Origin of the sequence: Pelotomaculum schinkii, from assembly GCF_004369205.1 — a bacterium.
Classification (GTDB): Bacteria; Bacillota; Desulfotomaculia; order Desulfotomaculales; family Pelotomaculaceae; genus Pelotomaculum_C; species Pelotomaculum_C schinkii.
Window position 1 is genome coordinate 409306 of the sequence record NZ_QFGA01000001.1, and the last position, 12770, is coordinate 422075.

A 12770-nucleotide genomic window follows, 5' to 3' on the forward strand; every position below is an offset into this window, starting at 1 on the left:
AATGGCAAAAGACAAGATGAAGACGATGGACGGGACTAAGGCGGCGGCATATGTGTCCTATGCATTTACCGAATGCGCCTGCATTTTCCCCATCACTCCATCCTCTCCAATGGCAGAATATGTTGACGAGTGGAGCGCACAGGGGCTGAAAAATATTTTCGGTCAAACGGTGGACGTTACGGAAATGCAATCTGAAGCAGGCGCTTCCGCAGCCATGCACGGCGCTTTATGCGCGGGCGCGTTAACAACAAGCTATACAGCGTCACAAGGCTTGCTCTTGATGATCCCCAGCATGTACAAAATAGCCGGCGAACTTCTCCCCGGCGTGCTGCACGTGACAGCCCGCAGCATCGCAACCCATGCGTTGAACATTTTCGGTGACCACTCCGATGTAATGTCAACTGTCCAAACGGGCTTTGCTTTACTGTGCTCCAACAGTGTTCAGGAAGTAATTGATATCGGTGGCGTCGCCCACCTGGCCGCCATCAAGTCCAGGGTACCTTTCCTGCACTTCTATGATGGTTTCAGAACCTCCCACGAGCAGCAGAAGGTAGAGGTCATCGATTATGATGATTTTGCCAAACTGGTTGACATGGATGCTGTCAAGGCATTCCGGGACAACAGTTTGAATCCGGACCGCCCGGTTATCAGGGGCTCCAACCAGAACCCGGATATTTTCTTCCAGGCCCGAGAGGCTTGCAGCCCGTTCTTCGAGCCAGTCCCCGATATCGTAGCAGAATACATGAGGGAAATAGGCAAGATTACCGGCCGGGAATACAAACCGTTTGATTATTACGGCGCGCCTGATGCGGAAAACATCATCGTGGCAATGGGATCTGTCTGTGATACCGCTGAAGAGACCATCAACTACCTGATGGCCAAGGGAGAAAAGGTTGGTATGATCAAAGTACACCTGTACAGACCTTTCTCGGCGAAATACTTCTTTGACGTATACCCGAAGACTGTAAAGAGAATTGCCGTACTTGACCGGATTAAGACCCCTGGATCTCCTGGAGAGCCGTTATATAATGACATTTGCAACTTATTCTTCAACTCAAATCTTAAACCTCTCGTTGTCGGCGGACGTTACGGTCTGGGCTCTAAAGACACCCTGCCCTCCGATATCGTAGCTGTATATGAAAACCTGAAAGCGGATGAACCAAAGAATAATTTCACCATCAGCATTATCGACGACGTATCCTTTACATCCCTTGACAGGGGAGAGGATATCGACGTTGCTCCGGAAGGGACCATCCAGTGCAAGTTCTGGGGGTTAGGTTCTGACGGTACAGTCGGCGCCAACAAACAGGCTGTCGAAATCATCGGTGATCACACCGACCTTTTTGCGCAAGCCTATTTTGCCTATGACTCCAAAAAATCAGGAGGCATCACCGTTTCCCACCTGCGCTTTGGCAAAAAGCCCATTAAGGCGCCTTACCTGATTAACACAGCTGACTTCATTTCCTGCAGCAACCAGTCTTATGTTAACGTTTATGATTTAACTGCAGGTCTCAAACCTGGCGGCGCCTTCCTGCTCAACTGTGTCTGGTCACCGGAAGAGTTGGAAGAAAAACTGCCGGCAAAGATTAAGAGATATCTTGCTAAAAACAAAATTAACTTCTTTACAATCAACGCTGTGGAAATCGCCAGGGAACTTGGCTTGGGCAACCGTACCAATATGATCATGCAGGCGGCTTTCTTCAAACTGGCAAGAGTCATTCCTATTGACGAAGCTGTTGGTTACATGAAAGACCAAATCATGAAAGCTTACGGCAAAAAAGGCGATAAGATCGTCAACATGAACAATGCTTCTGTTGATGCCGGTATCAGCAGCCTGGTGAAAATTAATATACCTGACTCATGGGCTGACGCTCCTGATGAGCCGGTTGTAGAAAAAGACGAGCCCGATTTCATTAAGAACGTCTTGCGGATCATGGCCAGGAACGAGGGAGATACGCTTCCCGTCAGCGCCTTTAAAGGTGTGGAAGACGGCACCTTCCCGCCCGGCACTGCCGCATATGAAAAACGCGGTGTGGCAGCGTTTGTACCCAGGTGGATCAAAGAGAACTGCATTCAGTGCAACCAGTGTTCGTTTGTCTGCCCGCATGCAGCCATCAGGCCGATCCTGTTGACCGAGGAAGAAGCCAAGAACGCTCCGGCTACGTTTGAAACCAAACCAGCCATCGGCAAACAGCTCTCCGGGTTAGCTTATCGCATGCAGGTCACACCGTTGGATTGCATGGGCTGTGAAGTCTGCGTGAATACCTGCCCGTCGAAGGAAAAAGCCCTCGTTATGGAACCCATTGACAGCCAAAAAGAAGTTGAAGCAGCCAACTGGGAATTTGCCATGACGATTCCTGTAAAAGACAAACTCTGGAACAAATTCAGCGTAAAAGGCAGCCAGTTCTGCCAGCCCCTGCTGGAGTTCTCCGGCGCCTGCGCCGGCTGCGGCGAAACTCCGTACGTAAAACTTCTCACCCAGCTCTTTGGAGACAGGATGATGATGTCGAACGCCACGGGCTGCACATCCATCTGGGCTGCCGCCGCTCCTTCCATGCCTTACACCACAAATGCGGAAGGCAAGGGCCCGGCCTGGTCCAACTCCCTGTTTGAGGACAGCGCGGAATTCGGCTTCGGTCTGTATCTTGGTGTTAAGAAGATCAGAAATAAGGTTGCCGAGCTGATGCAAGAAGCCATATCTCTTGATATTCCACAGGAACTTAAAGAGGCGTTCCAGGAATGGCTGGAAGGCATGTACAATGCTGAGGCGTCCAAAGCTGCTACAGCCAAGATCCTGCCTCTCTTGGAAGGGCAGACCCATCCTGTAATTCAAGGGATTATCGACAGAAAAGACTTCCTGATCAAGAAGTCCAACTGGGCCTTCGGTGGAGACGGTTGGGGCTATGACATCGGTTACGGCGGCTTGGACCACGTGGTGGCATCTGGTGAAGATATCAACATCCTGGTCTTAGACACCGAAGTTTATTCCAATACCGGCGGCCAGTCCTCCAAATCAACACCGGCTGCGGCTATCGCCAAGTTTGCCGCCGCAGGTAAGAAGACGAAGAAGAAAGACCTCGGCGCCATGGCTATGACCTATGGCTATGTATATGTGGCGCAGGTTGCCATGGGCGCCGACCAGGCCCAATGCGTTAAAGCCTTCAAGGAAGCTGAAGAGTATCCCGGGCCGTCCCTGATCATCTGCTATTCCTCCTGCATCAACCACGGCATCAATATGACCAAGAGCCAGCAAGAAATGGCCAAGGCAGTTAAAGCCGGTTACTGGCACCTGTACAGGTACAATCCTCTACTCAAGCAAGAGGGCAAGAATCCGTTTATCCTCGATTCTAAAGAGCCGGATCTGGATTCCTTCAGAGACTTCATTATGAGTGAAACTCGTTACAGCTCACTTGCGAAACTGTTCCCGGGCCAAGCAGAAGCTCTCTTCCAAAAAACACAAGCAGATGCCAAGGAAAGATACGAATTCTACAAAAAACTCGCAGAAGGTTAAAAGTTTGCTGATGGCCTGAATAAAAAAAGGAGGACAATGTGTCCTCCTTTTTTTTCTTAGTTAAAGAATGTTATTCAGTTTGTTCTGTACAAAATTAAAACTTGCATGCCAGGTTAAATGCAGGTGCAAATTTACTCGCACCTGCATCTTAGTATTTTAATAGTCTCTTTTGGCTCCCCAAAGACATATGGAGCCTTGGTTTATGGCCGATTTATGTTTTGGGCCGTTTCAAAACCGATTTTAAATGCCTTCTGGTTTAATTCTAATGCTTTTTGTGGTACTACTTTAGTAATAATTTCCTCAAATGTTTCATGGGGGATGGGCAAGTACCCGGAGCCTGCCAGCGCGCCAACCATGATGATATTTTGCACAACTGGATCTCCTGCCTGCGCCGCTAGTACTGTGCTCTCTATAGCCAGCGTCTGAGCTGTTATCTCTTTAATTTTTTCCAACAAATCTTCTACATGTGGGTATTCGCATTTGCCCATGAGAACGTGAACGGGGAAGACCGGGCGAGGGTTGACAATTATTTTTACTTTCGGGCTGCCCAGTTCGATAGCAATCCTAGCCGCTTCTACAGGTTCAAAACCGACAATAATATCGACATGGCCCGCCGGTATAATCGGTCCGTAAAGGCAGTTGCGTGAAAGACGAATATGGGAGGATACGGAACCGCCACGCTGAGACATACCGTAAGATTCACCGACCGTAACCCTGAAGCCTTCTACTGAGGCAGCCTTCGCCAGGATTTCAGAAACCAGTATGTTGCCCTGGCCGCCAACTCCAGTTATGACCAGATTGATAGGATCTTTCATTATTTATCAACCTCCCCGGCAATGATAGCCCCGGCAGGACACAAAGTTGCGCAGACGCCGCATCCGGCACAGACCGCTTCGTCTATGGATGCCTTTCCCGCAACAGGATCCCAGATATTGCCCGGACAGCCCCACACTGAAGTGCAAAAGCGTCCACAACCGCAAGACTCACCCCTGCAAAGTGACTGATCGACATAAACACGCTTCTTTCGTTGGCTCTTGCGTGCTGCTACCAAGGCACACTCCTGGCGTAGAATCAATACTTTCACGTCGGGTTCTCTTAGCAGGGAGTTGATGGTTTCAGCTGTTTTGTCGTTTTCAAAAGGATCTGCAATGGTGCAAGGTATACCCAGTCCACGGACGATTTCTTCGATTGGGATGGCAGTAGTAGGCCTGCCGTGGTTACTTATACCTGACCCGGGATGTGGCTGGTGGCCAGTCATTGCCGTTACGTTGTTGTCGAGGACAATACAAAGAAAATTAGAACCGCTGTAACGACCATTGATAAGGCCAGGTATTACCGCATGATAAAATGTTGAATCTCCTACAATAGTTAGGGTAGGTCTCTGAAGGCCGAATTTCTCCAACTTGCTTAAACCGCTGGCAATACCCGGTCCGGCGCCCATGCAGTGCAGAGTATCAAACAGGTTATAGCCTGTATCCCATGCGCCAAGACAGTAGCAGCCTATATCCCCCGCGACTATACAATTCCTGTTGTCTACGGCAATAGCCGTTTTAACAGCCCAAAAAGAAGCACGGTGCGGGCAACCAGGACACATAGCGTATTCTCTCGGAGGCAGCAGGTTGGTAAATTCAACTATTGTTTCTGGAGAATAGCCCGGCGCTTCGTATAGAATACCCTTGACTTTGGCAAGTGCTTTTATAATGATATCAGGGTTCATCTCACCGCAGTAGGGTCCACGTACTCCAGAAATATCACCTGATGCTTTACCATAGAATCGGATATTACCAATATTGTGCCTGGCATAGATGAGCATTACGCCTTCCTCTATAAAAGACCGTGTTTCTTCGGCAAAAATAACATTTTTAACTCCCTGCAGGTTGTACAGGATAAATCTTTCCGGCAGGGGAAAGGTAGTCCCTATCTTTACAAGTTTTATTTTACCTTGAAGACCAAGAATGTTAATGGCCTCACGGGCGTACAACAGGCTGGTGCCACAACAAAATATTGCAGTATCTGCACGATCCGGACCTTCGGTATAATTAAACTTGCATTCTTCGAAAATAATGGCAGCCTGCGTCAACCTGTCCCTGGCCTTCATATGGAATAAGGTTTTAGTCAAAAAACGTTGGCCGACAGGAAATTCCGCCTTTCTCTTTTGATGCGCCAGTAAGCCAAGCCTGACCAAACCTCGTGAGTGTGAAACTCTGGTAACGGAACGGAGTAGGACTGGTCCTTTTATTTGCTCAGATATGTCAAATGCCTTGATAGCCATCTCTCTGGCTTCCTTAACAGTAGACGGTTCCAGTACCGGAACCATAGCCGACTTCGCCAAATATCGTGAATCATACTCTTTCACGCTGGAATGACCCTGTGGGTCATCTGCGACGGTAAGTACCAGCCCGCCTTTACAGCCGCCTAAATTCATACTGGTAAGGAAATCATAGGCTACATTTAAACCATCAGCTTTCATGGTACACAGAGCCCTCAGTCCGGCAAAAGAAGCTGCCGTAGCTCCTTCGAGTGATACTATCTCATTTGCCGACCACTCCGCATAAAGATCGGATGCCGGGACTCTGGAAAGGGTTTCGGTAATTTCCGAAGAAGGTGAGCCAGGGTAGGAAGAAGCGTAGCGTACCCCTGCTTCGAGGGCGCCTCGTGCGATGGCTTCGTTTCCATTTAATAAAACCAAATCTCCCGGTTTGCCTTCTATAGCGTCTTTCCAACCCATTTAGTCGTCATCTCCCGTAGACAGAAAATATTCTCTTTCCTGCGCAGAAAGGTTTAGGTAAGTGAAGTCCGGACGTTCAAGAACTCTCTTTTTTCTACGAAAAACAGCTTTTCTTAAAATTGGCAATAACTCTGGGGGGTAAGGTTTGATCTCGATATAACCGCTGGCGCACGCTTGTTCGACTAACTCAGAGCCCTTTGTAGTACGTAAAATCAGGGCATTCCAATCAGGGTCATATTCAGTTGAACCAACCGATATATCAGCCAGTTCCGAGAGTGGATCATAGCAGGAGAGGCATGCATTGCGGATAAACTGGCGCATCTCTTCAAAAGGTATAATTATTTCTTGACCGGAACCACGGAAATGAACATCTTTTGGAATATCCATACGGTCGTAGCTACCCAAATCCTTCATATTGATAAAAGTATAGAACTCAGGTGAAAACGAACCCATGCAAAACAGTCCAATCACGAGCGATATACACTGCCCATTAATCTCTGAAGCCTGCTGCATCTTACGTGATGCAGTAACCTGGCAAGGCCGGCCAACAACGCCAATCTTTTGATATCCTTTCCTTACAGCATCCTGGAAAAGGCGGAGGGTAGGGGCGGCAGTATATTTTGAGCCGGCGCACTCAGTTACACCGCTGGCAGATGAAACCAGAACCGGTTTTGTCCCTTTCACATTGCCACCTGTCATCAGAATGCTTTCAATAAACCCCTCTTTAAGAGCAAAGACAGAAAGCGCTGAGACGACTCCTCCGTATTGGCCGCACGATCTTATTTTTTCTTCAGCGGCACGGGCAAAGTATATCTCTTTATGGGCTCCCAGCACAGGATCAAAGTCAGCTGCTCCAAAAACCTCCCGTCGTAAAGACATGTATTGTGTAAAACCACGAGGGCAGATCCGGTAGCAAATACCCTCACAGATCTGGCAATTATGGATAATAGCAACTCGCTCGTTATAAGACTTTATATACGGGCAAAAACCGACACATGCGCCACAACCGCTGCAAAGGCCGGGATCAAGCACACCTTCCTTTAACCTAGCCGCTGCCCCATACTCAAGCTCACAGTTTTCCATAATACCCCTCTTCCATATTTTGATATGTTTTATTTTATTTCTTTTTAAGAGATGGTAATTCCTTTCAGATTGGTATTTTTTTTATTTTTTTTGATCTAATTTGCATTTTTGCATGTTAATAAGTAATATTTAAGCAAGGTGTGGGATATATTACCATCATTGTTCAGGATCATTAATAACTGTTTATAGGTAAATATGAAAAAAATTGAGGGGGGATAATAATGGGGCCAACCTCATGGAATGCAGTAAAACTGTTTCTAGCTGCGGGAACACCAATTCAAAAGCTTGTTTCCGGCAAAGGCGATACCCATCTTTTTTGCATCAACCAAGCTTTGCTTATACTAAAAAACGACGGGGCTATACAATACGCCCGTAATATAAGCAATTACATAGAATTCTTAAAGCAGGGAGTACTGTGGGCAGACAAAGGATGGAAGAACTTTTCGCATTACTTTGATCCAGTTGTCAACCAAGGACTGGGACCCTGGCCTGATGCAAGACTGGAATTTGATAATTGTTTTAACAAAGCCATAACCAATTGGGAACGCGGTGATAAGGGGAGGTACTACTTTTATTTAGGAGCAGCTTCACATCTGATCCAGGACCTGTGTGTTCCGCACCATGCTAAAGGTGCAGCTTTTTCAGGCCATAAGGAATACGAAAACTGGGTATTGAAAAATTATAATAATTTTGTTGTAGAGGCAGGAGGTATATACAACAAAATTTTCACCCCGAGCGACTGGCTATTGTTTAACGCCAGATTATCAAGATGCTATTTCCCATATGTTTCTAATATAGGTACTGATAGCTCATATAAGCTTGCTACCAGTGTACTGTTACCACTGGCCCAACGTTCGACAGCAGGATTTCTAAAGTTTGCCATTGACTTTACCAGAAAACACGCAAATAAATGATTGACATGAACTTAAGACATTTTGCCGCTCTATTTACGCATTAAGGATTATTTATAATCATTTTAAGAACAAAATAATGCATTATAAGTTGGAACGTTATAGAATATAACTATGTTTCACAATTACATTTAACTTACTGACAAGGATGATTAGCAATGCATAAAGGTGGCTATGTAAATTCTGACGTATTATCTATTAAATGTATTTTAGAGGAGGATAAGATTTGCGATAATTGTTGTGAATGTTTTGTATGTGATCTGGATCCTGGAAAGATTTGCGACAATTGTGCTAAGTGTCTCAAAATACCGGATTACAAAGCTATTATTATAGATGATATCCTAATGTTAGAGGAGAGTAGAGTCAAGAAAAAAAAGAAAAAATCAGGAAAGAACCCTGCAGACCGGTAAAAGCCGGCCTTTTAATTGCCTAAATAGTGCAAAAACATGAAGACAAGCGGGGAGGATAATCTTTTTGACAACAGAGGTGATTTGTTAATTTTTGGCGTTACAAAAAATATATTAAAAAAAGTAAACTAAACATATAATGAATTTTTTGTATTACTGGTTGAGCATAAAATTATAGGCCCTTCTTATTTATAATTCAAAATATAATTTTTGGTGGTAACGCTAACACAAAACCCCTTTTCGGGGTCCATATTTTTGTTCCGATAATATATATTATGTAAACTTACCCTGATCTGAAGTGGCCCCCGGTACGCTTTGTACCATCCAGTTAGGCGGATTTTTCTTTTACTGGCATTAACGTTTTTGTTATCGCCGCCCGCAAGGCTAGTCTTCGACGGCATCCTACCTTAGCGGGTTTACAAAATAGATATCTCTATGTAAAACTCTTAAAACTCCCAAAATATATTTCCATTCATACCAGCCTTAACTTTTTCGTGTCTTAAAACGTCTCCTATGGCCTTCTATGATCAGATTGTTAAGTTGGTGTTGCCCGCCAGTATTCAGCCACATTAAGAAAGGTGATTTTTTTTTTGCACTTATATTATCCGCTTACTTGGATAAAATAAGCGTAAATGGAAGGGGAATGAATAATTAATGGAAGAAAAAAACAAAAGTAGGCGTCTAAAATCTGATGATGATAAATCTTTTGATTCAAACATAGTTGTATCATCTGAATGTACCGGATTAATTCCAACCCCGCCACTATCAGTGGCTGAAACAGAATCATATACTGAGATTTATCACATTCCACAAACTAAAATCAAAGCAGATAAAGATCTACAACATAAGTAATTTTTAGACTCCTTGTTATAGGTGTTTTTTTGCTGCGAAGTACCCGATATGGGGTGCTTTTTTCTTATATTTTTTGTAACTGATAAACTAAAAAAGGACAGCTTTGTTTTTCTTCTATAATCTTGATCTTGGCCATTTGGCCGTCACCGAGAGGCTGTTAATTGACGCTGATGTACAATAAATGTTCCTTTTATCCCACTGTTAGGTAGCCGGGTTTGTTCCTTTCTTCTCCATTTCTGCGGTTTCTGCGGTGTTGTAGACAGGTTATGTAAACAGATTAAGCTTATCTTGGTTAAGCTTATCTTTAGGTTATCCCATTGCTTCACGTACAACGGCTAGGAACACCAAAGGCGCCCTCCGGTGCGGGCGCCTTGAAGTGGTTCATTTGTGTTTTGCTATTCCTGCGACAGGCTGTTGCCTGACAATCGCTTTGTTTTTGCAAAGCCCGGGCCTTACAGATTTACGATCAACTATATCGATTAGCGGCAAAGTCATTGTGTACATCAGCCTGCGATGGGTTGTTCATAGATCAGCCCTTCGACCTGCAGTCTATGGAATATCCACCAATCGCCCACCAGGGATATCTTAATCCCCTCCGGAACACTAACGGCCTCCTTAAAAATATAAACCTTAATCCCGTCAACAATAACTTCGTCAAATTTTTCGGGCGCATGCGGTTTACCTGCCGACACGGCAGGCTCATTAACTACGCCCCCTCACCCGCCTAACATTAACAGGTCCACAGTAATGGCATCAGTCGTTTTGAGAATATAGTCTCTGGCTTCTTTACAAATCTCGACCTTGATCATTTTATTAAGCCTCCAGACGTTTTTAATTTTTAATTACCCATAATTACCCACATTTGACGTCAACGGTATGTAGCGTTTCAGTGATACTGTTGTATCATGGTGATATTCTATCATATTTACAATCCCTTTTACTACTAAATTCTACAAAATAACGTATGTTGCGTCATTTTTTACGAATATCATAAGCTACCTTATCAACTATTTTAATGTTGTTTACCCGGAACACTTGGACATGGCATCAGGCCATAAATGCCGCTGATCGAATGTTTTGAGGGAAGTGAGAAATCGAGCCTTAAAATCAGGGAAACGTTTGACCATGTCTGCAAGAAATTTCTTCACTACCTCCCTGTTTGTAAAACCATTGGCAGGACATGTATTTTGGATAAATGGCAATTTCTCTGATTCCACATAAGAAACGATTTCCTCTACGTGATGGTATACCAGAGGCCTGATCATGGTCAAACCGGTTCGGTCAAGAAAGGTAACCGGTGAAAAAACGCGCATCTGCCCGGTATAGATCATGCTCATAAAAAATGTTTCCATTACATCGTCCAGGTGATGGCCTAAGGCAATTTTGCTACAGTCAAGTTCAAGCGCTTTACTGTGTAAAGCTCCACGGCGCAAGTGTGAGCAAATAGCGCAGGGATTGTCATCCTCCCTGTCCTCAAACACGATCTTGGCTATTTCCGTTTCCACAACGTGGAAAGATATATTTAGAGATTGGCAGAAGTCTTCTAATACCGGTATATCCATCGGCCAACCGGTTTTAATAAAAACTGCTTCCAGTTCAAACTTGACAGGAAGCGAACGTCTTAGCAGGTGAAGAGCATGCAGAAGGGTGACGCTATCCTTGCCGCCGGAGAACCCCACCGCTATCCTGTCTCCGTTTTCAATCATGCCGTAATCATAGATAGCTCGTTTGACTTTTTTTAAAAACTTCTGTTGAAAGTTTTTGGTCACGTTGAAACCCCTTTTATTGGAACATGTTCTACGAATTTGTCAAGTATATAATAATAGGGTTTGATTGTTTAAACAAGTCCCGGCTTAAGCTGCAGTACATGAGACGAAAAAAGGCCATTGCCGGCCTTTTTAAAAATAAATTCAATTTTAATTATCGGGCGTTGGTATTCTAATTGTCCAAGCAACTGTTAAATCCGGGTCAGTAACAACTTCACCGGTTTTTTTATTACGATACTCGCCTTTTGCAGCCTCCGCAAAAGCTTCAACAACAGGGGGCAAAGTCATTTCATTACCTGTACTCTTTATTTTGACAACGCAAACTCTCTCATTAAAATTAATAATAGCGCCAAATAATTGTTCCTGATCGATCAAATTATCATCTTTATCAATGTAGGAAAAACCAATGACTACACTTTTTCCGATAAGCGATTTAGCTTTCGCTGCATCAAATTCCGATTTCATTTAATCAACTCTTTCAATTTTTTGAATATCATTTTCCATAATTAACCTGAAATAGCTTATTATCTTTGCTCCTTTATTGTATCCAAACTGACCGAAGTCATTCTCCTACAGTCTATACTACCAAAAAAATTAGCAAGAAACAAACGTTAAATTGTGTAGAGAAACGGTGATATGAAGAGATTTATTGTATATAATTTCATTAAATAGCAGCAGTAGTATATTGTTCTAAGAAACAAATTTTTAATATATTGATCTTCCCTTTAGCGCAGTATCATTGCTTCTTACAAACCAAACCATACCCCTTAAAATATATTTTATTAATGGTAGTATGAACTAAATATTACATGAGCCACTAGCGTCTGCTGTATCCTCCAATAAACACGCTGTACTTTTTTGAGACTAACGATCTCGAAACTGCGGCTAATAATTTCTTTTAATATTCCACAAACTGCTCAATGTTTGACACATAATTCCATCATTATTATCAAGCATTTAAAAATGCTCAAGGTTAATTTTTTAAAAGACACCTAAGGGTTGTCTTTTTATATTTACATTATAGAGGTTTGTCCTACATTCATTGACTTATGAAGGATAGCATGTTATAATTATTTGGTTCTAATGGTTAGGTTATGAATTTTCCCTCTCTCGTTAAATTGGTTAGGGAATAAATTTTATTTTTTCCTATACCAATGGAGCTAAAAAAATCGAGGGAGTGTTTTCATGTATCAAGATCGCTATCTGACATGTCGTGACTGCGGCTGTGAATTCGTCTTCTCTGCATCGGAACAAGAATTCTTTGCGGAGAAAGGATTTACGAATGACCCGGGACGTTGCCCGGATTGTCGCGCAGCACGCAAAAATCAGAATCGTCGGACTGATAATCGCCAAAACCGCCAGATGTATCCGGCGATATGTGCGAACTGCAATAAGGAAACCCAGGTTCCCTTTCAACCAAGCGGAGACCGGCCTGTTTATTGCAGCGATTGCTTCCGGCAAATATCAAACCGCTAATACAAGAAGAAGGGGTAGTTTAACTGCTCCTTCTTC

At 44.0% G+C, this 12770-nt stretch carries 11 protein-coding genes; 5 read left to right on the forward strand and 6 right to left on the reverse strand.

The genetic code is table 11. The features are described from left to right. The first annotated feature begins 1 nt into the window (after position 1). The gene (gene nifJ, locus Psch_RS02020) at positions 2 to 3511 is read left to right on the forward strand and encodes a pyruvate:ferredoxin (flavodoxin) oxidoreductase (protein WP_190238985.1); all 3510 of its coding nucleotides are present in this window, start codon (positions 2 to 4) and stop codon (positions 3509 to 3511) included. A 200-nt stretch (positions 3512 to 3711) separates the two neighbouring features. Here nifJ and Psch_RS02025 read toward each other — a convergent pair whose 3' ends face one another. The 3 genes from Psch_RS02025 to Psch_RS02035 are packed head-to-tail and all read right to left on the reverse strand — an operon-like array spanning position 3712 to position 7322. After that, entirely contained in the window at positions 3712 to 4326 is a 615-nt protein-coding gene (locus tag Psch_RS02025; protein ID WP_190238986.1) for an indolepyruvate oxidoreductase subunit beta, read from the reverse strand. Beyond that, positions 4326 to 6239, reverse strand: coding sequence for a thiamine pyrophosphate-dependent enzyme (locus tag Psch_RS02030; protein ID WP_190238987.1), 1914 nt, complete (start codon positions 6237 to 6239; stop codon positions 4326 to 4328). The genes Psch_RS02025 and Psch_RS02030 overlap by 1 nt, the downstream gene beginning before the upstream one ends. Beyond that, the gene (locus Psch_RS02035; RefSeq protein WP_190238988.1) at positions 6240 to 7322 is read right to left on the reverse strand and encodes a Coenzyme F420 hydrogenase/dehydrogenase, beta subunit C-terminal domain; all 1083 of its coding nucleotides are present in this window, start codon (positions 7320 to 7322) and stop codon (positions 6240 to 6242) included. Between the two features lie 221 nt (positions 7323 to 7543). Here Psch_RS02035 and Psch_RS02040 point away from each other — a divergent pair, with 221 nt between their 5' ends. The 3 genes from Psch_RS02040 to Psch_RS02050 all read left to right on the forward strand — a co-directional run bounded on the left by Psch_RS02040 (position 7544) and on the right by Psch_RS02050 (position 9492). Further along, positions 7544 to 8236 carry a zinc dependent phospholipase C family protein gene (locus Psch_RS02040; protein WP_190238989.1) on the forward strand — a complete coding sequence of 231 codons (693 nt, stop codon included), beginning with the start codon at positions 7544 to 7546 and terminating at the stop codon, positions 8234 to 8236. Positions 8237 to 8391: 155 nt separating this feature from the next. Next, complete coding sequence (locus Psch_RS02045) at positions 8392 to 8643, forward strand: hypothetical protein (protein WP_190238990.1); 252 nt, start codon at positions 8392 to 8394, stop codon at positions 8641 to 8643. A 651-nt stretch (positions 8644 to 9294) separates the two neighbouring features. Beyond that, entirely contained in the window at positions 9295 to 9492 is a 198-nt protein-coding gene (locus Psch_RS02050) for a hypothetical protein (protein ID WP_190238991.1), read from the forward strand. 503 nt (positions 9493 to 9995) lie between these two features. On the opposite strand, the gene Psch_RS21335 is transcribed toward Psch_RS02050, so the two are convergent. The 3 genes from Psch_RS21335 to Psch_RS02065 all read right to left on the reverse strand — a co-directional run bounded on the left by Psch_RS21335 (position 9996) and on the right by Psch_RS02065 (position 11723). Next, positions 9996 to 10301, reverse strand: coding sequence for a CC/Se motif family (seleno)protein (locus Psch_RS21335; protein WP_264175343.1), 306 nt, complete (start codon positions 10299 to 10301; stop codon positions 9996 to 9998). 213 nt (positions 10302 to 10514) lie between these two features. Then, positions 10515 to 11261 (reverse strand): PP-loop family protein, encoded by a 747-nt coding sequence (locus Psch_RS02060; protein WP_190238992.1) that lies wholly within the window; start codon positions 11259 to 11261, stop codon positions 10515 to 10517. 147 nt (positions 11262 to 11408) lie between these two features. Beyond that, positions 11409 to 11723, reverse strand: a complete 315-nt coding sequence (locus Psch_RS02065; RefSeq protein ID WP_190238993.1) for a hypothetical protein — start codon at positions 11721 to 11723, stop codon at positions 11409 to 11411. A gap of 720 nt (positions 11724 to 12443) precedes the next feature. Between Psch_RS02065 and Psch_RS02070 the strand changes: the two genes are divergently transcribed. After that, on the forward strand, positions 12444 to 12734 hold the full coding sequence (locus Psch_RS02070; protein WP_134218495.1) for a zinc-ribbon domain containing protein: 291 nt from the start codon (positions 12444 to 12446) through the stop codon (positions 12732 to 12734). Positions 12735 to 12770: the final 36 nt, after the last annotated feature.

What these genes read in the sequence shown, in the direction of transcription:
- nifJ (WP_190238985.1), top strand. Translation starts at nt 2, where the DNA reads ATGGCAAAAGACAAGATGAAGACGATGGACGGGACTAAGGCGGCGGCA.
- Psch_RS02025 (WP_190238986.1), bottom strand. Translation starts at nt 4,326, where the DNA reads ATGAAAGATCCTATCAATCTGGTCATAACTGGAGTTGGCGGCCAGGGC.
- Psch_RS02030 (WP_190238987.1), bottom strand. Translation starts at nt 6,239, where the DNA reads ATGGGTTGGAAAGACGCTATAGAAGGCAAACCGGGAGATTTGGTTTTA.
- Psch_RS02035 (WP_190238988.1), bottom strand. Translation starts at nt 7,322, where the DNA reads ATGGAAAACTGTGAGCTTGAGTATGGGGCAGCGGCTAGGTTAAAGGAA.
- Psch_RS02040 (WP_190238989.1), top strand. Translation starts at nt 7,544, where the DNA reads ATGGGGCCAACCTCATGGAATGCAGTAAAACTGTTTCTAGCTGCGGGA.
- Psch_RS02045 (WP_190238990.1), top strand. Translation starts at nt 8,392, where the DNA reads ATGCATAAAGGTGGCTATGTAAATTCTGACGTATTATCTATTAAATGT.
- Psch_RS02050 (WP_190238991.1), top strand. Translation starts at nt 9,295, where the DNA reads ATGGAAGAAAAAAACAAAAGTAGGCGTCTAAAATCTGATGATGATAAA.
- Psch_RS02065 (WP_190238993.1), bottom strand. Translation starts at nt 11,723, where the DNA reads ATGAAATCGGAATTTGATGCAGCGAAAGCTAAATCGCTTATCGGAAAA.
- Psch_RS02070 (WP_134218495.1), top strand. Translation starts at nt 12,444, where the DNA reads ATGTATCAAGATCGCTATCTGACATGTCGTGACTGCGGCTGTGAATTC.